Origin of the sequence: Chitinophaga sp. W3I9 (genome assembly GCF_050434025.1) — a bacterium.
Classification (GTDB): domain Bacteria; phylum Bacteroidota; class Bacteroidia; order Chitinophagales; family Chitinophagaceae; genus Chitinophaga.
In genome coordinates this window covers 1835373-1857169 of record NZ_JBNPWC010000001.1, presented here as the reverse complement: position 1 = coordinate 1857169, position 21797 = coordinate 1835373, and the positions used below count along the sequence as shown (strand labels likewise).

The window sequence follows — 21797 nt, the reverse complement described above, 5'->3', positions numbered from 1 at the left end:
TCGCTTTTCCAAACATTATTACTATTTTTATGCTTTGAATATACCTGTGAAAAGGCCTTAACGCCAACCTATGCCATGAAAAGCCTACACAATTATTTGTGGATTGTCACAAAACATATTTTGCTTTGCCTGCTGCCGGTGATGGCCCTGGCCGTTGCTGCCCGTGCGCAGTCAGTTGCCATCAATGCAGATAAATTAGCAGGCTGTCCTCCTTTCCTGGTGAACTTTACCGCCACATTAGATGCAGGCTACCAACAGATAGAATGGGATTTCGGACTTGGCGCCAATGTGACCAACGACCTCACCCCCTCCAAAACATTCCAGGACCCCGGCATTTACCATGTTAAACTAACGGCTACCTACGGCGCCAATACCATCGTCAAACAACTTGACATCCAGGTATATAACAAACCCCTTGTCAACTTCACCATCCCCAACACCACCGGATGCGCACCCTTCATGGCTACTTTCAGGGACCAGTCTGCCCCCGGAAACGGCAGCATTGCAGATATTACCTGGGACTTCGGCGACGGTGGAGGCGCCACAGGCGCAAATGTTACACACACCTATACGCAGGCAGGCACTTATAATGTACTCAGCGCTGTAACTAACAGCCACGGATGTACGGCATTTAAAGGACCCGAACCAGTGAAAATACAAAGCGCGCCTACGCCGGCTTTCTCGGCCGACAAAACACAAAGCTGCACCACGCCATTCATGGTAAATTTCTTTAACAATACAGTGAATAACTCGCCCGATCCGGTGACCTATACCTGGGATTACGGCGATGGCACTACCAGCACCGCCAACCAGCATACCTATACCAGGGAAGGCCGTTTCACCGTAAAGCTCACCGCCACTACCTCCGGTGGATGCTCCGCTCCTCTTACTAAAACGGCGTACATCGTCATTGAAAAAGTGAAACCGGCGTTTACTTTTTCAGCACCCTGTGCTGATCAACCGGTTAACTTCACCAATACCACACAACCTGTTCCGGACCAGGTGACCTGGGCATTCCCGGATGGCACTACTCAAACCACTGCAAACGCGGTGAAACAATTTGCCACGCCGGGCGACTATGTCGTGAAAATGCGGGCCACCCTCGGTACCTGCATGGAAGAGATCCAGCAAACTATTCACGTAGCTCCTTCTCCGCAAATCAACCCGGCAGCTACGCCACTCAGCGCCTGTAATACGCCTTTTACCACGCAGTTCAACGCGCAATCCGCCAACGCTACTGCATGGAACTGGAACTTTGGAGACGGCGCTACTTCTACGCTCGAAAACCCTTCACATACCTACACCCGCGAAGGATCATTCACGGTAAGTCTCACCGCCACCAATGCTTCGGGCTGCAGTAAAACAGTCACCAATCCTGGTTACATCAACATTGCCAAACCCAACCTGAGTATTTATCGCAGCGCAACGGAAGGATGTATCCCTTTACCGGCGGACTTCTACATAGAACTGGATGTTACCGATCCCATTGTCAGTTATCAATGGAACTTCGGTGATGGCAGCACGTCTACCGATGCAAGGCCCCATCATATTTTCACCACACAGGGAACTTTCACGGTTACCATTACCGTAACCACAGCAGGCGGATGTACTGCCAGCGGCACTACTATTGTTATGGCAGGAACAAGACCAGTAGTGGATTTTGTTGCCACCCCTCTGAAATCATGCGCTAAAGACCCGGTACAGTTCACCAACCTGTCTGTTCCCCGTGGTACTTCCTGGATCTGGACATTTGTACAGGATAACAGCACCAGTACAGAGGAAAACCCCAACCACACCTTCAATGAAATCGGCAGTCATGATATCATTCTCACAGTAAACAATAACGGCTGTATTGAGCAGTTAATAAAGCGGAATTATATCCAGATCATTCCACCTATTGCACGGTTTGAAACTGCGCCGGATTGCATGGATCCCTATCACCGTAAATTCACGGACAATTCCACCTTTGGGCCTATTCCCACCGCAGTAAAATCCTGGCTTTGGGAATTTGGCGAAAACGGCGCTACTTCCACCGATCAGCATCCGGATTTCCGGTACCAGACAACAGGTCTGAAACAGGTACGGCTCACCATCGACAATGGCATCTGTACTTCTACCACTACGCAATCGGTGAACATCATTGATGAAAAGCCCGTTATTACTGCTGATAAGCCCAGGATATGCAAAGGAGAAAACATCCACATTTCATTAGGACCGCTGAATAATGCCAATATCAACGAATATAACTGGGATTGGGGCGACGGCAGCGCCATTCAAAATATACCGGCATACAATTTTAATCCTGCCAATGGTATCACACATACCTATAACAAAACAGGCACCTTTACCATTAAGCTTACCATTACAGATAAAAACAGCTGTATCCGCGAGGCCCCACCCATTAGCATTGATGTAAACGGGGCTACACCTGATTTTGATTACACCGGCAAGAGATGTAAAGATGAGATTTTCAGCTTCACGGATAAGTCTACCGTAAACAGCGGCAACAGCATACTCAACTGGGAATGGGATTTCGGGGATCAGAGCAATAAAGAGAATTATACTACACAACCCATTGACATAAAACATACCTATACTAACGCGAACGATTACACGATATCATTAACCGTCACCGATCAGTTTAGTTGTGCAGTGAAAATCCAGAAAGTGATTCGTTTCGACCGGGTGAAGGCCGACTTTATGGTGCCATCCAATATCGCTTGCCTGGATAAGTCGTTTACATTTATGGATCAGTCGCAGGGTACTATCCAAAACTACGCATGGGATTTCGGCGACAATACCACCGGCACGGGAAACAGACCTGTAAAGGTTTACAGCGCCCCTGGCCAATATAACGTAACACTCAAAGTAACCTCCCCCGCGGGTTGTACGGATGAAATCACCAAAACAAATGCCATCAGGGTTCCTGATCCGAAAGCATCTTTCACGATACCGGATAACCTGGACCTGTGCCCGCCGGTGAAAGTATTATTTACCAATACTTCTACTGATTTTGTAAACTCCAGCTGGAATTTTGGTGATAACGGCACTTCCGCCAAAAATGATCCCGATGTGCATATATACGCACGGGCACGCACCTACGACGTAGTGCTCACCGTATATTCAGAAGGAGGTTGCTCCAGCACTGCCACGCTTCCTATTGCCATCAAAGGACCGGACGGCACCATGAAAACCACGCCTACACAGGGTTGCGTACCACTGGCAATCAGTATCAGCGCTACCTCTGTTAAAACCGACAGCTATATGTGGGACTTCGATGATGGTACCGTACTTACTTCTACCACACCGGTATCCCCGGCACACACCTACACCAAGGCAGGCATATATTATCCGCGTGTATCTTTACTGGACGATCAGGGTTGCGTGGTAAAAGCGGCAGGCAACGATAAGATTATTGTAGATCAAACAATAGCTGATTTTGCTACCAATGATTTCCAGGTATGTGGCGGTGGTGAAGTAACTTTTACCAACAAGAGTAAAACGTTAACCAAAGATTCACTTGCACTTGATTTCACCAATGCCTGGGACTTTGGCGCACCGGGTCATCCCGGCAACAGCGCTGCCACCGTGAACGGCTTGTTTAATTATCCGCAGCCTGGAACTACTCATGTTAAACTGGTAGTAACCAGCGCCTATGGTTGTATAGATGAGAAGATCCTGCCGGTGGTAATTCCGCCGCAACCGGTGGCCGTCATTGCTCCTGTTTTACCGCTTTGTGTGTCTGGAAAAGTACAGCTGGCCGGCAGCGACAGCAAAAATATACCAGGCACCAAGTGGCACTGGCAGATAGGAACCGGGCAAACATACGACGTACCTGTTCCGCCGGAAATACTTTTAAACAGCACCGGCACCATACCGGTGGTATTAACGATCACCAACAGTGATGGTTCCTGTCCTTCAGAAACTACTACTCAGATGATCGTACATCCTTCACCGGTATTAAATCCCTCTCCGGTTTCGGCCACTATCTGCCGTGGTGCGGCATTACAGTTACAGGCGAATACCACCGCCAATGTAGCAGTAAACTGGACTGATTACAACATCTCCGACGTAACCAGCGTATCGCCGCAGGCAACGCCGGATATCGATACCTTATACCGGGTTACCGCCACTAACGAATACGGTTGTACGAATATTGGTGAAATAGCCGTTACCGTTACGCAGCCGTTCAAAATTTACGCGCAGGATGCCGAAATATGTGCGGGCGAAAGCGTGAAGATGAATGCAGGCGGTGCCTTACACTACCAGTGGATTCCCGCCAGGGGCTTGAACCGCGCGGATATTGCCGATCCCGTTGCCAGTCCGGATGGCAATATCACTTACCAGGTAGTGGGTTATAACAACAGCACCTGCTTCACAGATACTGCGTTAGCAAGAGTTTACGTACGTGCGGTACCGGTAGTGAATGCCGGTCCGGATATGGTGATAGCTACCGGCTCTGTTATTCCATTGCCGGTAACAGGCAGCGGCGATATTATTAAAACTGAATGGACGCCGGTAACTGGTTTGAGCTGTTACGACTGCCTGACGCCTACGGCCACGCCCACAGACGATATTACTTACCATGTAAAGGTAACCAACCAGTTTGGCTGTGTAAGTACCGACGATGTAGCGATCAAGCTGGTATGCAATGAAGGTAATGTATTCATCCCCAATACATTTTCTCCCAATGGCGATGGACAGAATGATGTTTTCTATGTGCGGGGCCGCGGTATGCAGTCCATCCGCATTTTCAGGATCTTCAACCGCTGGGGACAACTGGTATTTGAACGTACCGGAGTGAATACCAATGATCCATCCTCTGGATGGGATGGCCGTTACAAAGGCGCCATCCTGAACCCGGATGTATTTGTATACTATATGGAAGTTGTGTGTGACAAAGGTGCTGTAAACCTGTTGAAAGGGAATATTACCCTTATCAGGTAGAGACGCCCCGAACGGAATTTTTGATACGGATGTTGTTGATTTGCAGCCACTCTGCTGTATTTCCATCTTTCTTTTATCAAAATTTCCGAAAATCAAAAAGTTTATATATGTAATTTTTATTAATTTGTGTAGACATTTAGTCAATGGAAAACCTGTGTACCCTATGAAATACCGACAGGCAAAGTGTTTTTGGACATTGCTGCTCCTTATATCCCTTTTGCAGGCAAACTGCTTACTGGCACAGAAGGCGGACTTTACCTATACCGCTTCGCCGGGCAACCTGTGTACACCCGTAACACTTACATTGAGAAATACCAGCACCGGCACTCCGCTTACCTATAACTGGGATTTCGGGGATGGCAGAACTTCACATGAGGAGCATCCACAGGTCACCTATACCAGTGGCGGACCCGTAAAAATCACCCTCGAGGCAGTATATAAAGTAAGCGGCGGAACAACTACCAGTACTTATTGGCGTAACCTGGTAGTAGGTGCTACCCCCCAGGTAATTTTTTCGGCAGATGTAACAAAAAGCTGCAAAGTATTCGCCGCTAATTTCACGGATGCCACGATAGGCGCGGCCAGTCGTACCTGGGATTTCGGCGACGGTACTGCACCGGTTACCACCAGTAATGCTTACATACCACATCAATACACCCGAGCGGGCAAATTTGATGTAACCCTTACCGTTACTAACACCAATGGCTGTACGGCCACATTAAAGAAAGATGCCTATATCGATATTTCATTGCCCCAGATCACCATGGCTACACCGTTATCCGGCTGTGTGCCTTATACCGCTGCGTTCACGGCTACTTCCGCCAACGATATCAATGATCCGGTGGTATCCTGGGCCTGGAATTTCGGGGATGGCAACACCCAATCCACTGCCAACGGAAATGTAAATCACATCTATACGCAAACCGGAATTTATAACGTAGGCGTTACCGTTACTACCCAGGGGCAATGCGTCGTAACTACAGCGTTCGATAAGTTTGTGCATACCGGCAATCCCCCGTCCAGTGTAAGCTTCACTGTATCTCCGGCCAGTACCTGTACCGGCGATCCGGTACGACTGCTCGCCAATGCCAGCTTTGCGGACACCTACAGCTGGGATTTCGGAGATGGAAAAACGGAATCAGGCAGCAGTAACGATATCCGTCATTCGTTTAATGCCAATGGCACCCTCACCGTGCAAATGAAAGCGGGCAGTAATGGCTGCTTCACAGCTGCGCCACCAGCTACTGTAAACGTAACCGGTCCGGTGTCACAATTCAGCGTGGTTCGCGATTGTGCCGATAAAAGTAAATTTATCTTTACCAACAACTCCATTGGTACCAGCGCCAACTCTACCTACCAGTGGGATTTTGGAGATAACTCTCCCCTGGTAAACACCATGGACGCAGTACATAATTATATAACACCCGGTAATTATACCGTTCGTCTTACTATTGGGGAAATAGGCAATAACTGCAACCATAGCAACTTCCAGACAATCTATTATTTCCGGGCCGATTTTACTGCCGGCGTCAACTCCATCTGCCGCGGAAGCAAGGCGACCTATGGTGTGCTGAATGTACCACTGGGACTGGTTTCCAGCTACACCTGGCAATTTGGCGATGGCACCACTTTTACCACGACTGACCAAACCTATATAAAAACATGGGCCGCTGCGGGTACATTCGATAACCAGCTGACCATTCGTTATAATGATCCCGCTTATTGCGACGACATTGTGTATAAACCGGATGATATTGACATCCTCGCACCGCAGGCCGACTTTACCACCGGCCCGGTTACCTGTGCAGGCCAGGCGGTAAGCTTTATCAATAACACCATTACTTCTCCCAATATCCCGATTGCCAACTGGTACTGGGATCTGGGCAATGGCCTTAGTTCCACCACTCAAACACCGCCAGCCACTAAGTACAGCGCTTCCGGCGGACAGGCGGTGAAACTGGTGGTGACAGATGCCCGCAATTGCAGGGACTCTGTCAGCAAAACCATCAACATTCATCCCACCCCGGTGTTGAAAGCATCGGCACAACAACCAAAGATTTGCGAGGGCAACAGTGTTAACCTGAATGCCTTATCAGACGGCACGGTGCAATGGCTCACCACCAACCAGCTCAGTTGTGTTTTCTGTACAGATCCGGTGGCATCGCCACTTACAAATACCCGTTACCGCGTGCAGGCTTCTAACGTATACGGATGTACGGTATTTGATTCCACTGATGTAGTAGTAGTGCCGAAAGTAAATCTTACCGTAAGCAATGATACCATTGCCTGCTACGGCACTTCAGTACAACTGAAAGCCGCCGGCGCTACCATCTATAACTGGACGCCCGTTACCGGCCTGACCAACAATACTATCCCGAACCCGGTTACCACACCCATAACAGACATCACTTACCAGGTAACCGGCACCAACGACGCCATTTGCCCCATGAGTGCGCCGCTTGCTGTGAAAGTATCCGTAAAACCGGTACCACAGGTAGATGCCGGCAAGGACCAGACAGTGATGGTGGGAGATATTGTGCGGCTGATGGCCAGCGGAAGTCCTGACATTGTGAAATGGAAATGGAGCCCGGATGATTACCTCGATAACACCAGTTCTCCTTATGTAACGGCTGCCGTACGTAAGCCTATCACTTACAGCATTACCGGTACTAACCAGTTCGGCTGTACGAAAAGCGATATCATGAACGTGGACCTCGTTTGCAATACCGACGTGGTATTTATTCCAAATACTTTCAGTCCCAATGGCGACGGGCAAAATGATATATTCTATCCACGCGGAAAGGGCATCAGCCTGATAAAGTCTTTCCGGATTTTCAACCGCTGGGGACAGGAAGTACATCATCGCGAAAGAATCAACATTGATGATATCAGCACCGGGTGGAACGGCTCCTTTAACGGCAAGCCGCAGCCTTCTGATGTGTATATCTACTTTATTGAGGCTTACTGTGATACCAACGAATTTTTCCAGATGAAAGGCAACGTAACATTACTCAGATAAATATTTTTAACCTGGCTAACATGAAAACCATATACCGCGTATTACTGGCGATAGTTTGCATCACGCATGCAGCACCGTTGTATGCCCAGGATATACATCTGTCGCAGTTCTATGAAACGCCTATCCTCCGCAATCCTGCTCTGATAGGCATTTTCAACGGCGATGTGCGCGTGCAGGCTGTATATCGTAACCAGTGGAACAGCGTTACCATTCCTTACCAGACCGGTACCGTGAGTGGCGAAATAAAGTTCCCTGTGGGTCGCAGCAACGACTATGTGACTACCGGTTTGCAGGTTACCTACGACCGTGCAGGTACTTCCAAACTGCAGTCCACGCAGATCTTCCCGGCTATCAACTATCATAAATCGCTCAATGAAGATAAGAGTAGTTTCCTCTCTGTAGGATTCATGGGCGGCTTTGTGCAGCGGCAGTTCGATCCCACCAACATGACCTTTAACAACCAGTATACCAACGGCCGGTTTGATCCTGCTACCGCTACCGGGGAAGAAGGCAAACTGGCGCTGAAAGGCTACAGTTACCTCGATGCTGGAGTGGGCCTGAGTTACAACAGCGTAATCGGAGAAGATGTGAATTACTTTATCGGGGCCGGGTACTTCCATTTTAACCGAGCCAAAATATCCTTCTATAACGATCAGAATATTGAGTTGCAGCCGAAACTTACGTTTAACGCGGGTATCACAATCCCGGTAGATGAGCGGGTAAAAGTAATTGCACATTACAACCAGTTGCACCAGGGCACTTATACAGAATATATTGGCGGTGCTTTAATCGGTTATGGTTTAATGGACCAGGGACTGGAATCGACCCGGGCCATTTATGGCGGCCTCTTCCTGAGGTGGAATGATGCTATTATCCCAACCATCAAAATTGACATGGATAAATACGAGATCGGAATGAGTTATGACACCAATATTTCCAAACTGAGAACAGCCAGCCAGACATTTGGCGGCTTCGAAATTTCATTGGTTTTCAAGGGATTTCTTAACAGCCGGAATTCAACGCTGGAAAGCGTAAACTGTCCCAGATTTTAATCTATTATAAATCAATTAATTATGAAAATAAATTACCAAGCGTTAAAAATTACATAAAATATGCGGAAATACTAACAAAATGGCCTGTGGTTTGTTATTTTTATGTAGAAACATAGGCGCTCGAATGAGCCGAATTTGTCAAACAAAAATTAGGAAATATTTGAAAAAAACTTTATTTTTATAATACTATGTGGAAAACCTCTACCCTGATTCTCATAATGGTTTTCAGCCTTTTTACCAGCATAGGCAAGGCTCAAAGCGAAAAATCCCAACCTGCCACGGAGGGGGGTAGCAAAATCGTGAAGCTATATCCCAATCCCGCTACTACCGTCATAACATTTGAAGTTCAACAACATAATAACGATCGCTTATACGATCTTATTGTATATAATTTCCTCGGAAAAAAAATAGATCAGTTAAAAGGCATCAGTTCCAAGACAACGGTGAGCCTGGATAATTATTATAACGGTTTGTATATTTTCCAATTAAGGGACCAGCGGGGCAACCTGGTGGAATCCGGGAAATTCAATGTAGTGAAATAGCTTAGATATATCTGGCATCAAAATAAAAAAGGAAAAGTCACGATTTACATCGTGACTTTTCCTTTTTTATATCTTCTGTTATCAGGAAACTTCAACAATCAGGAATTTCAGGTACGTAGTATTCTCAATATTCCGCAGGATGGGATGGTCCTGGGCCTGTGTCTGGAAAGTAACCTGGCGCAGTCTTTTCTTCGCATCTTTTGCGGCCGCATCTATGGTTTGCAGGAACAGGTCCGGCGATACCAGGTTGGTGCAGGAAGCTGTTACCAGGAAGCCTCCGGGTTTCAGCAGTTTCATTCCACGAAGATTAATTTCCTTATAACCGGTTACTGCCTTCGAAATATTTTCGCGGCTTTTGGTAAAGGCCGGCGGATCCAGTATTACCACGTCGAACTTCTTCTCTTCCTTTGTCCATTGCTTCAGCTGATCAAACGCATTCACCGCCTGGAACCGGCAGATATCCTGCAGGTTATTCAGCTCGGCGTTTTTGCGGGCAGTAGCAACCGCTGTTTCGGAAATATCAAGTCCAAGTACGCTTTTAGCGCCATAAAAGCCGGCATGACAGGAAAAAGTACCGGTATAGCAAAAGGCTTCCATCACATCGGCGCCTTTTACAATATGCTTGATTTCGCGGCGGTTGTCTTGCTGATCCAGGAAATAGCCCGTTTTCTGACCGTTTACGATATCCACATGAAACCGCAAACCATTTTCATTGATGATCAGGTTGGTGTCGAAAGGCTCGCTGAGAAAGCCTTTCTGCTGGGTCATGCCTTCCAGTTCCCTTACAGGCACGTCATTTCTTTCGTAAATTCCTTTGGGTGAAAAAATGCGGTTGATAGCATCTACGATGGCATCTTTCCATTTCTCCATACCCAACGCGAGGGTTTGTATCACGAAATAATCGTTGAATTTATCGATTACCAGTGCCGGCAGGTCATCTGCTTCCCCATATACGAGGCGGCAGTTTTCCACATAGCCCAGTTTCTGGCGGTATTCCCAGCACTTGAGGAGACGGCGGTAAAAGAATTCAGGGTTTATTTCTTCGTTCTTATCACGGGTAAGAAGCCTTACGAGGATCTGGGATTGAGGGTTGATATAACCACGACCCAGGAAAAAACCTTTATGCGTATATACATCTACGATATCACCGGCATTTACATCTCCTTTTATTTCGGCCACTTCATTGCCAAAAATCCAGGGATGCCCTTGTAATACCCTGTTCTGTATCTGTTTCTTTAAAAAAACTTTAGTCATTTATTGTATTTCGAGGGGCAAAGGTAGCTATTTAGCGGTTAGCCTTGGGGATTTCACTTTCAATTCTGCCTTTTTGTCGGCAAAACCGCTGTTGGCAAAGAAATTGACTGGATACCTGCGCAGACAATTATTACTTATTATGACAGAAAACGAAAAAGACATGCAGACAAACGGTCAGGCTAACACTGGTAGCGAAAACGAAGGCATGCCAGAAGAAAATATAAGCAATAGTTCAAATACGAATAATGAATCAGGTGAAGTGAGTGAGCTGGAGAAGAAAGAAAAGGAAGTAAGTGAAATCCGTGATAAGTACCTCCGGTTACAGGCAGAATTTGACAATTACCGTAAGCGTACTGCTAAAGAGCGTATAGAACTGATGCAAACAGCCAGCAAGGAGGTTATCATATCTTTGCTGGATGTGCTGGATGATACCGACAGGGCTGAAAAGCAGTTGGAAAACACAACAGATGTTGCGGTCGTTAAAGACGGTGTAATGCTGGTTTTCAATAAACTGAGAAACACTCTGCAAGCGAAAGGACTGAAGCCAATGGAGAGTATACATACCCCATTTGATCCGGATCTGCAGGAGGCTATTACCGAAATCCCTGCTCCCACGCCAGAGCTGGTTGGTAAAGTAGTAGATGTGCTGCAACCTGGTTATTACCTGAGTGACAAATTGATCCGTCATGCTAAGGTAATTGTGGGCAAATAAAATGACGATGTGGCATAATCTCTAAGGATGCCCTATGCTAAAAGCTGACGTAAAACAATATTTTTTACCGGACAAGAGCTGGTGCCTGCACCAGCATTAAGTGATTATTATAATGTCTACCAAGAGAGATTATTACGAAATACTGGCTGTTGCCAAATCTGCTTCACAGGATGAAATTAAAAAAGCCTACCGCAAGGTGGCGATGCAGTTTCACCCTGACCGCAACCCCAATAACAAAGAGGCAGAAGAAAAATTCAAAGAAGCAGCCGAAGCTTATGAAGTATTAAGCGATCCTGATAAAAGGGCGCAATACGACCGCTTTGGCCATGCCGGCATGAATGGCAACCGTGGTGGCGGCGGATATGGCGGTGGTGGAATGAACATGGACGACATCTTCTCCAACTTCGGTGACATTTTTGGTAACGATGACATTTTCGGTAGCTTCTTTGGCGGCGGTGGCGCCCGTGGTGGCGGTGGAAACCGCCGTGGACGCGGTACCCGCGGCTCCAATCTCCGGGTTAAGATCCGTCTTACCTATGAAGAAATCGCCAAAGGCGCCAACAAAAAGATTAAAGTAAAAAAATATGTACCCTGCCAGCATTGCGGTGGCCTGGGTGCAAAAGATAAAAACGCATTCCAGTCATGTAATACCTGCGGCGGTTCCGGCCAGGTAAGAAAAGTTACCCAAACTTTCCTCGGACAAATGCAAACCGTTACCACCTGCCCCACCTGTCATGGCGAAGGCCAGATCATTACCAGCAAATGCGGCCACTGTAAAGGTGAAGGCCGTATGTACGGTGAGGAAATGGTGAGCATCGACATCCCAGCAGGCGTTCAGGAAGGCATGCAGCTGAGCATGAGCGGTAAAGGTAACGCCGGCGAAAGAGGCGGCGCACCCGGCGATCTGCTGATCCTCATCGAAGAAGAACCACATCCGGAGCTGCAACGCGATGGACTCAATGTAGCCTTCGATCTGCACATCTCCTTCCCCGATGCAGTATATGGCACCTCCCTGGAAGTGCCTACCATCGACGGAAAAGCCAAAATTAAAATCCCACCCGGCACACAGAGCGGTAAAATATTCCGCCTGAAAGGCAAAGGATTCCCTTCCGTAAATTCTTATGAAAAAGGCGATCAGCTGATTCATGTGAACGTATGGACACCACAACACGTGACCGCGGAAGAGAAAGAAATGCTCGACAAATTACAATCGTCCGATAACTTCAAACCAAATCCCGAAAAATCTGATAAAGGATTCTTCGAAAAGGTAAGAGATATTTTCAGCTGATGCGGATTTTGTCTTTCTCGCTGATTACGCTGATTTTACTGATTAGTTTGATTTTACTTTTTGGATTTTTTTGATTTTCTTAAGATATAATTAAGGGAGATAAAAGCGAATATCCGCTTCTATCTCCCTTAATCCTTTATAAAATCAAAAGTAAAAATCAAAAAAATCAGTATAATCAGCGTAATCAGCGAGAAAGACAAAATTCGCGCGGTAAACACTACACCATGGAACAAAAACTGCAGATGTTCGAAAACCGGCTGACGAAAGTTTTCCGGCATACCTCCAAACTGGCCAGACGACAAAACATCACCTGCTACCGGGTGTATGATGATGATATTCCTGAATTTCCCTTCAGTATAGAAATGTATGAAGACCATGTTTACATCGCAGAATACCACCGCAAACACGGCATGGAAGAAGATGCACATGAAGAATGGCTCGATACCTGCCTGGAACTGATCAGCAAAGTACTGGAAGTAGCACCCAATAAAATATGGGTTAAACAACGGCAACGCAAAGAAAACAGGAAAAGCCAGTACGAAAAACTCAGCCTGGAAAGCCATATCATGACGGCTTACGAAGCTGGACTACAATTTAAAGTGAACCTTTCCGATTATCTCGATACCGGCCTGTTCCTCGACCATCGCATTACCCGCAGCATGGTAAGGGAAGAAGCAAAAGACAAGAAAGTACTTAACCTGTTTTGTTATACCGGCTCGTTCTCCGTATACGCCGCCGCTGGAGGCGCAACAGAAGTAACTTCTGTGGATCTGTCTAAAACCTACCTGGCCTGGGCAGAAGAAAATATGAAGCTGAACGGGTTCGATAACCCGAAACATACTTTTGTACATGCGGATGTACTGCAATACCTCGACACCCTTAAACTTAATACCTACGACCTCGTGATCATAGACCCGCCTACTTTCTCCAACAGCAAACGGATGAAGGATTTCCTCGACGTACAGCGGGATCATGCGGATATGCTCAATAAAGTGCTGCTGGCTACAAAAAAAGATGGCATTGTTTACTTCAGTAACAACTACCGCCGGTTTGTACTGGAAGCCGATAAGATCAGCGCCTCCAGCATAAAGGATATTACCAATCAAACTTTACCATTTGATTTTCAGCAGAAGATGATCAGGAAGTGCTACCGGTTAATAAAATAAAGGATCAATGCTTTCCTTTGCGTACCATTTTTACCATCTTCAAAAACTCTGAGCGATAGTTGCCTTTGTCGGCGCCCAATGCCTGGCGGGCAATATCGTTCACCATTTCTATATTGCCTTTGCCGCAGTAAGACGACTTGCGCAGCAGCATCCCAAATAAAGCCACGCCGGCAGCAAAGCGGCAATCATCGGAGGCCTTATCAAAATTTTTCATTTCTGCGGATATAACACCGGGTAAATATTGCATCGCCGTATCCTGCGGATCCCGCCAGGATATTTTTACCTTTGCCAGCACTGTATCGACGGCAGCAGCTTCCGGTGCGGGAATAATTTCATACAAGGCCACAGAACAATGCCCGCTGCCAATGATCCCTCCGCCAAATTCCCCCTTCTCCGAGCTGTCGGCAGGCAGTATTTTATTTTCATAACCGATAAGCCTGTACGATTTTACGAGTGCCGGGTTAAACCATACCTCCGACTGCACATCGCGGGCAATCGTAAACAAGGTGCTGCCGAATTCACGGGCAAATATTTTATTGGCTTCTTCCAGGTCATCTATATAGGCAAAATTACCATTCCCTTTACTGGACAGGGATTGCAGCTTTGAATCTTTATAATTCTTCATCCCAAAACCCAAACAGGTAAGCAATACTCCGCTTTCCTTTTGCTGAACGATCAGCTCTTCCATTTCATTATCACTGCTGAGGCCTACGTTGAAATCGCCGTCGGTGGCCAGTATCACGCGGTTATTGCCCTCAGGGATATACTGCTCTGATGCGATCCGGTACGCCAGTTTGATGGCGGCTTCCCCGGCAGTGGCGCCGCCGGCACTGAGATTATCTATTGCGTTCAGGATCTTCTCTTTCTGATCGCCGGGCGTAGCCGGTAAAAGAACACCGGGTTCGCCTGCATAGGCTACTATCGCTACTTTATCTACCGGACGGAGATTATTGACCAGGATGCGGAAAGCTGCCTGTAATAAAGGTAATTTATTGGGGGTGCCCATAGAGCCGGAAACATCCAGCAGGAAAACCAGGTTACTGGCGGGAAAACTATCTGTCTCCAATGCGCGGGCCCTAATGGCGATCTGTAATAACCGGTGGGTAGTTTCCCAGGGGCAGGTGGTGTAATTACTATACATAGCCATCGTTTCGCCGGCTAACGGTAACGGATAATCGTAGTGAAAGTAGTTGATCATCTCTTCAATACGAACGGCATCTACCGGCACTGCTTCTTTCAGCCGCAGGAAGCGGCGGATATTGCTATACGCGGCCCTGTCCACATCCACGGCGAAGGTAGATACGGGATGGTTGGCCGTACGGACAAATTTATTTTCGTAGGTGGCTCCGTAAGTTTCATTGTAAAAGGAGTGTACTCCCATGCCGGTATTACCGTAATTGGGATTGCTGCTATGCAACAGTTTTGACCGGGCTTTGGCAAGGGCCACCGGATCTGCATCTTTTCGTAGAGGCGATAACGTTATTAACAGCCTGTCGTATTTGCGCACCGTTATCTCTTTGGATTGATAACCGTTTTGTGTAAGCAATAACGTGGCCGATGCCGTGGGGATTGAAATTTTAAAAAGACCGAAAGCGTTTGTGACCACATGGACTGTGTCATCCATCACCTTCACCTGTACTCCTGCAACGGGGCGGTGGGATAAACTGTCTTCTACCGCTCCCGATACCCAGATTGTTTGCGCCTGCAGCCCTCCACCCCACAAAAGAAAGAGTAAAAGGTACTTGAGCATGTATTAAGTTAAGATTTTTTCCGGGCAAGCGCCCGGAAAAAATAATTACTGCCCGGATTCCACCAGTTGATAAATGGCTGGCAGGTTCCGGCCCAGGCCATCGTAATCGAGGCCGTATCCCAGCAGGAACTTATCGGGAACGGAAAAGCCCAGGTAATCTATTTTGATAGGATGGATCATCGCATCCGGCTTTGTGAGCAGGGCGGCCACCAGTAATTTTTTCGGTTGCTGATGCTCCAGCTGGGGCAGGAACTGGCTCATGGTCCGGCCGGTGTCCACAATATCCTCCAGGATTACTACGGTGCGTCCAAAGAGATCTTCGTCCAGGCCAATGGCCTGTACCACATTACCCGTAGATTTGGTGCCTTTATAGGAAGCCAGCTTAATAAACGAGATCTCCGCCTCAATAGTGAGGTATTTAAACACATCTGCGGCAAACATAAAGGAGCCGTTAAGAATGGCAATAAATAGAGGGCGCTCTCCCTCCAGATCCTTATTGATTTGTTCCGCCATCTCCTTCACCCGCTGCTGCAACGCCACTTCATCAATATAGGGCTGGAACTCTTTGTCATGCACTTTGATCAACGACATAATACGCTCATTTCCTTATTTAACAATCATCAGCAAAAAAAGATCGCTGCTTATTTACTTACCAGTAAACGCTGGCCGATTTTAATATCAAAACCCTGCAGGTTATTCCATTCCTGCAACTGTGTAACAGACCGGTTGTACATTTTGGCAATACCATACAACGTTTCCTTCGGCTGTACATCATGGTACTGCATACCTGATTTCTGCACTGGTGCAGGTGTAGCAGGCCGCGGAGCCGGTTGCGGCACGGATGTTTTTGGCGTACCTGTATTCCCGGTGGTGGTTACCTGGCCGGCTTTCTTCAGGTCTTCTATCATGGCTACCGGCACACCACCCTGTTGCGGGGCTGGTTTTGTTTCCGGTACAGCACCAGCGCCTGCTGCGTTTTGGGCCACTTCTTCCTTAATACCCTCCAGTGCTTTACGGGGAGAGAAATCTTCCGGTGGCTCCTGGTCTTCTTCTTTCAGTACCCGGGTATTTTTAGCCAGCCGTGGTGCGGCGGAAGCAAAACCATCAAGCGTTAACCGCTGACCCGCAGCAGGTTCTTCCCCTTCGTTCATTTTATTACGGCGGCGTAACCATCTTAACTGTACGCCTTCTGCCTGGGCTACGTCGTGCAAGGTTTCCCCGTTAACAACGCTGTGGTATTCCCTGCTTCCTCTTTTGCTTTTCTTTTGTAAGAAAACGATCATATCCTTTGCAGGCGGGTTATCATTTTCCAGGTCGTTGTAACGTACCAGCTTACGCAGGCGCATATTACGCTGGTCGGCTACCTGGATGAGGGAGCTGCCTGCCTTTACATACACTGCTTTGCGGCCGTTGATTTCAAAGATACCTTTCGGATAGCTGGCAGTTTGTTTGGTGCCTGTACTTTGATTTTTCCTTCCGGGAGATGTTTTGCTTCCCTTTTCGGTTACTTCTGCATACATCGTTCCATCGGTTGCTGCGCCACCGGCAGAAGGATCTTTCCCCATAGCAATCATCGTATATTGCTGAAGGTTATAATCTTCAATTACTTTAATCAGCTGTTGTGGGTAAGTTTTATTAGTAGCGTATCCGGCTTGTTTAAGACCAAAAGCCCATGATTTATAATCCTCGCCATCAAACTGGAAGAGGAAGGCATAGCGCGGGTTGGCGTGCAGAAAATCGGAGTGATCACGGTAGGAATCGGTGGCGGATTCATATACACGGAAACACTCCTGGGCTGCATCGTCATCGTATTTGATGGTTTTGCCGGTCCAGGTATTTTTGCATTTAATACCGAAGTGGTTGTTCGATTGTAAACACAAGGTGCCGTTGCCGGACTGTGTTTCTATAATCCCCTGCGCCAGTTTGATGGCGGCAGGCACGCCTGAGCGGCGCATTTCCTCAATGGCTAAGTTTTTATAGGTGGCGATGTACTGCTGCGTTGTGATGTTCTGTGCGTGCAGTACGGTAACGAAGCCAATAAGAAAACTGACTACCAATAAGAATTTTCTTACTTGCATGTATGTTCGGATTTAATGGGCGTTTTATTTCTTCCTGATCATCAGTACACCATCCCGCATGGTGAGTAATACCTGTTCTGCACGGTCATCTGCCAACACTTTTTCACAAAAACTGATCATGGCTTTTGCCTGGCGTCCCTGTTCGTTTTCAGGCAGCAGTACCTGGCCGTGATACAACACGTTATCTGCCAGGATAAATCCGCCGGGACGCAGTTTATCCCAAACCAGGTCGTAGTACTGTTCATATCCGGATTTGTCCGCGTCAATAAACACCAGATCAAATACTTCATCCAGTTGTTCAATGACATCGGCCGCTTTGCCGATATGCATTTTTATTTTATCTGCATTCCCGCTTGCCGAGAAATATTGATGACAAAGGGCTTCCAGTTCTTCGTTGATATCTACGGTGTGTAATATGCCATCGGGTGCGAGGCCTGCGGCCAGGCAAATCGCTGAGTACCCGGTGTAAGTGCCCAGTTCCAGGATACGGTGCGGCCGGATCATATGGCTTATCATACTGAGGAACTGGCCCTGTACCTGCCCGCTCAACATATGCGGCAACGCTACCTTCAGATGTGTTTCCCTGTTCAGCTGGTACATCAATTCACTTTCCAGGCTGGTATATTTTTCTGAATAGGCCTCTACTGCTGCCGGTATGAGCTCCATATATTAAAATTTCTGCAAAGCTAAGAAAAAGCGGCTAACCGACAGCCTGTTGCTTTCAACAGAAAAAGCGGATATATCCATAAACGCTATTCTGCCGGGTTTTATTCTCTCCGGGCGTACGTTCACGCATATCCGCTTTTCCGGCCTGAAGGGAGGCTTTATTAGAAATTCGGTCTTAATTTATTGGTGGTATAGAAAACACGGAAATATTCCACTACTTCATCTGCTGTGTCAAATAACTGCAGCAGGTCGAGGTCCTGCGGGTTAATATTGCTTTCCTTTTCCATCATTACATTACGGATCCAGTCGAGCAGGCCACTCCAATACTCTTTCCCTACCAGCACCATCGGCGTTTCCTCCATTTTCTTGGTTTGAATAAGGGTGGCTACTTCAAAGAATTCATCCATCGTACCAAAGCCACCAGGCATCATCACAAAGCCCTGGGAATACTTGGTAAACATTACTTTACGGACAAAGAAGTAATCGAAATTGAGACTATTCTCCGGGTCTATATAAACATTGGGATGTTGCTCGTGCGGCAGGGTAATATTGGCGCCCACTGATTTGCCATGTGCTGCCTGCGCGCCTCTGTTGGCGGCTTCCATAACACCTGGTCCGCCACCGGTGATAATGCCAAAGCCTTCTTCTGCCAGCCTGGTGGATATTTCCTGGGCCAGGTCGTAATAACGGTTGCCCGGTTTGGTGCGGGCCGATCCGAATATGGAAATACAGGGTCCTATTTTAGCCAGTTTCTCAAATCCTTCAACAAACTCCGCCATTATCTTGAATATCTGCCAGCTGGAATGCGCTCTTGTTTCCGTCCAGTCTCTTTCTTTAAGATTCTTTATACTACTGTTCATGCAACTGCTTTTTTATTATGCTATAAAACACCTTCCCCCGTGCAGGCACGCGGAATGATGTAATTTATATAATAATTGGCTTACAGTAACAGCTTTACGCATAAAAAAAGCAGGTAACTATATAGAAACCTGCTTTACATTTAACACGTTATGAACGTGCAGCGATGTTAAATAAACATCGCTGCAGAAACGTTGCTAATGCTGGCAATCAAAAAAATAAATAATGTTGAAATTTAGTAAGATAGTACTACCGTTTTAATCAACAGATGTTCTCATAACGCTTAATCTCCATTAATTTATTAATTATTTAAGCAATAACCTAATTTAAATTTATCAAGGTTACGCAAAGGTATGCGCGCCTGCCACTACTTCTTCGGCCAGCCCGAAAGACAATGTCATCCCGGCTCCGCCAAGACCATTTACGATCGTTACATTTTTTTCGGGAGAGAATACCAGGTCCGTTTTGCCGTTGGTTAGTTTTGGGTAGATGCCATGCCATTGTTCCTGGATGGTATACTCCGGCGCCTGTAAAAAGGTATGCATATACTGCAGGATGAGTTCATTGATAAATGCTTTATCAAATGGTTCGAAGTCCGGACCATATTCATGTGAGTCACCAATGGTGAGTTCGCCTGCGCCATTTTGAGAAATCAGCAGGTGAATGCCCCATTTCACATACTCCGGCATTTCCTGTGCGAAGCGCTGCTTCAGTGGTTCGAGGGTTTTACAGCTTTCAAAGGCCGCATAGTGTCCCAGGGTTAAGCCTGCGCATAGTGCGGGACCCAGTTGCCAGTTGCCCGGTTGCGGAATGGTACGCATCATCTGCAGTTTGCATTTTTTCAGCGGTGCGGCCGCAAATTCAGCAGGGTAAAGCGTTTCAAAGTCAGCGCCGCTGCAAACAAATACTTCTTCCACTTTCCAGCGCTCATCTTTGGTTTCAATAAAGGGCATGCTGATGCCATTTACCGCGGTGCCGAAACGAACCGCTACGTTCAGGTGTTCCTCCAAATGCTTTGCGATAACGGCACTGGCCTTGCGTGGGTTCACGGTCATTTCGGAGGCACTCCACAATGCACCTTTCAACCCGTTTGTTTTAATCGCGCTGGTATATTTTCCTATTTGTGAGGGAGCAATCAGCTCACAGCTGTAACCGTTGCCGGGAGCGGCCTGTACAAATTCTTCCAATACCGCCAGTTCATCTTTTTCATACGCCAGGTGCAGTGATCCGGTTTCCTGGCACTGCAACCCGGCGGCAGCAGCCAGCTCTTTCCAGGTACGGCGGCTGCGCATAGCGCGGTCGTACATTTTACCTGCCGTTTGCCCGATGGGCCATACCAGTCCGAAATTGCGGATAGAAGCGCTGATCGCTTTACTGTTACGTTCAAACAGCACTACTTTTCTTCCTTTTTTTGCCAGGTGGTAAGACATGGCCAATCCCACTATTCCTGCGCCTATTACTGCTACATCTGCCTGTTGTTGTTGCATGATATCAAATGTAAAGTGTGATTAAAAGATAGACAGTAGTTCATCCAGGGATGCTACCAGGTGGGTATGCGGACCTTTCTCCAGCTCTTCCCGCGTATAAGCGCCGGTAGTAACCCCTATTACATAGCGGCAACCTGCGTTAGTACCTTCTTCCAGGTCGGAAATGGTATCGCCGGTTTTAGCGACCGACGCTATACTGCGGATTCCCAGCTGTTCCATGATCCGGTATATCATATACGGGTATGGACGGCCGAAGGGTACTTCATCGCTGGTAGCCACGGCATCAATAAGTCCTTTTTGCTGCCAGCCCACCCTTTCCAGGATCACGTTGGTAATGGCCCTGTCGAAGCCCGTATCCAGTGCCACTTTAATACCTTTTGCCTTCAGTGCGGCAAATACCGCTGATACCCCTTCTTTTTCCCTTACCGCAGGATGTGTGGCATAATGCACTTTCATGTCCGCCACAAAACGGCTGTGCAGGTCGCCAATAAAGGTTTCATCGCTGTAGCGGCTATCCTTCTGCTGCTGCAACAGGTAACGGATAGCATACGGTTTGGCGTACCCCATCACCTCGTTCACCTGTTCCAGCGTTACTGTAACACCCGCCAGCCCGATGGCTTGCTGCAACACCTTTGCTACATTGGATTCATCATGCAGGGTAGTGCCTGCAATATCAAAAACAACTAATTGTATTCCCATCTTTTCCCATTGTTAATAGGTGGCAAAGATAAGGAGTTACTAAAAATAAGTTTAGCATTTATAAACATTTAACATGCGCGTAATATGCGAATTTGTCTTTCCCGCTGATTGCGCTGATTATACTGATTAGCTGGATTTTTGCTTTTGGATTTTGTAAGGATTTTAAATGATTTGGGGAGATATAAGCGGATATTTTCGCTTATATCTCCCCGAATCATTTAAAATCCAAAGAAATAAAATCCAGCTAATCAGTATAATCAGCGCAATCAGCGGGAAAGA

The 21797-nt window shown here is 47.2% G+C and carries 15 protein-coding genes; 7 read left to right on the top strand and 8 right to left on the bottom strand.

Translation table 11 applies throughout. The features are described 5' to 3' along the window. Positions 1–75 precede the first annotated feature (75 nt). From QFZ51_RS07990 to QFZ51_RS07975, 4 genes are all read left to right on the top strand, one after another. A complete protein-coding gene (locus QFZ51_RS07990; RefSeq protein WP_429044890.1) occupies positions 76–4947 on the top strand; it encodes a PKD domain-containing protein in 4872 nt (1623 codons plus the stop codon). A gap of 163 nt (positions 4948–5110) precedes the next feature. Beyond that, entirely contained in the window at positions 5111–7966 is a 2856-nt protein-coding gene (locus QFZ51_RS07985; protein WP_429044888.1) for a PKD domain-containing protein, read from the top strand. A gap of 20 nt (positions 7967–7986) precedes the next feature. Beyond that, positions 7987–9018 carry a PorP/SprF family type IX secretion system membrane protein gene (locus QFZ51_RS07980; RefSeq protein ID WP_370909384.1) on the top strand — a complete coding sequence of 344 codons (1032 nt, stop codon included), beginning with the start codon at positions 7987–7989 and terminating at the stop codon, positions 9016–9018. Positions 9019–9206: 188 nt separating this feature from the next. After that, on the top strand, positions 9207–9560 hold the full coding sequence (locus QFZ51_RS07975) for a T9SS type A sorting domain-containing protein (protein ID WP_370909383.1): 354 nt from the start codon (positions 9207–9209) through the stop codon (positions 9558–9560). 81 nt (positions 9561–9641) lie between these two features. Here the strand turns inward: QFZ51_RS07975 and QFZ51_RS07970 are convergent, their stop codons facing one another. Continuing rightward, positions 9642–10814: a class I SAM-dependent rRNA methyltransferase gene (locus QFZ51_RS07970; protein WP_429044886.1), complete on the bottom strand. Its 1173-nt coding sequence runs from the start codon at positions 10812–10814 to the stop codon at positions 9642–9644. 139 nt (positions 10815–10953) lie between these two features. Here QFZ51_RS07970 and QFZ51_RS07965 point away from each other — a divergent pair, with 139 nt between their 5' ends. From QFZ51_RS07965 to QFZ51_RS07955, 3 genes are all read left to right on the top strand, one after another. Next, positions 10954–11526: a nucleotide exchange factor GrpE gene (locus tag QFZ51_RS07965; protein ID WP_429044885.1), complete on the top strand. Its 573-nt coding sequence runs from the start codon at positions 10954–10956 to the stop codon at positions 11524–11526. 112 nt (positions 11527–11638) lie between these two features. Beyond that, complete coding sequence (gene dnaJ, locus QFZ51_RS07960) at positions 11639–12814, top strand: molecular chaperone DnaJ (RefSeq protein ID WP_370909380.1); 1176 nt, start codon at positions 11639–11641, stop codon at positions 12812–12814. A gap of 224 nt (positions 12815–13038) precedes the next feature. Beyond that, entirely contained in the window at positions 13039–13980 is a 942-nt protein-coding gene (locus QFZ51_RS07955) for a class I SAM-dependent methyltransferase (protein WP_429044883.1), read from the top strand. Positions 13981–13984: 4 nt separating this feature from the next. Here the strand turns inward: QFZ51_RS07955 and QFZ51_RS07950 are convergent, their stop codons facing one another. From QFZ51_RS07950 to QFZ51_RS07920, 7 genes are all read right to left on the bottom strand, one after another. After that, entirely contained in the window at positions 13985–15730 is a 1746-nt protein-coding gene (locus QFZ51_RS07950) for a YfbK domain-containing protein (protein ID WP_429044882.1), read from the bottom strand. Between the two features lie 45 nt (positions 15731–15775). Continuing rightward, entirely contained in the window at positions 15776–16321 is a 546-nt protein-coding gene (gene hpt / locus QFZ51_RS07945; protein ID WP_370909377.1) for a hypoxanthine phosphoribosyltransferase, read from the bottom strand. Positions 16322–16371: 50 nt separating this feature from the next. Further along, positions 16372–17808: a glucosaminidase domain-containing protein gene (locus QFZ51_RS07940; protein WP_429044880.1), complete on the bottom strand. Its 1437-nt coding sequence runs from the start codon at positions 17806–17808 to the stop codon at positions 16372–16374. 24 nt (positions 17809–17832) lie between these two features. Next, entirely contained in the window at positions 17833–18474 is a 642-nt protein-coding gene (locus QFZ51_RS07935; protein WP_429044879.1) for an O-methyltransferase, read from the bottom strand. Between the two features lie 161 nt (positions 18475–18635). Next, positions 18636–19334, bottom strand: coding sequence for a TIGR00730 family Rossman fold protein (locus tag QFZ51_RS07930; protein ID WP_370909374.1), 699 nt, complete (start codon positions 19332–19334; stop codon positions 18636–18638). A gap of 339 nt (positions 19335–19673) precedes the next feature. Further along, positions 19674–20819 carry a TIGR03364 family FAD-dependent oxidoreductase gene (locus QFZ51_RS07925; protein WP_429044877.1) on the bottom strand — a complete coding sequence of 382 codons (1146 nt, stop codon included), beginning with the start codon at positions 20817–20819 and terminating at the stop codon, positions 19674–19676. A 21-nt stretch (positions 20820–20840) separates the two neighbouring features. Next, the gene (locus QFZ51_RS07920) at positions 20841–21518 is read right to left on the bottom strand and encodes a phosphonatase-like hydrolase (RefSeq protein WP_429044876.1); all 678 of its coding nucleotides are present in this window, start codon (positions 21516–21518) and stop codon (positions 20841–20843) included. Positions 21519–21797: the final 279 nt, after the last annotated feature.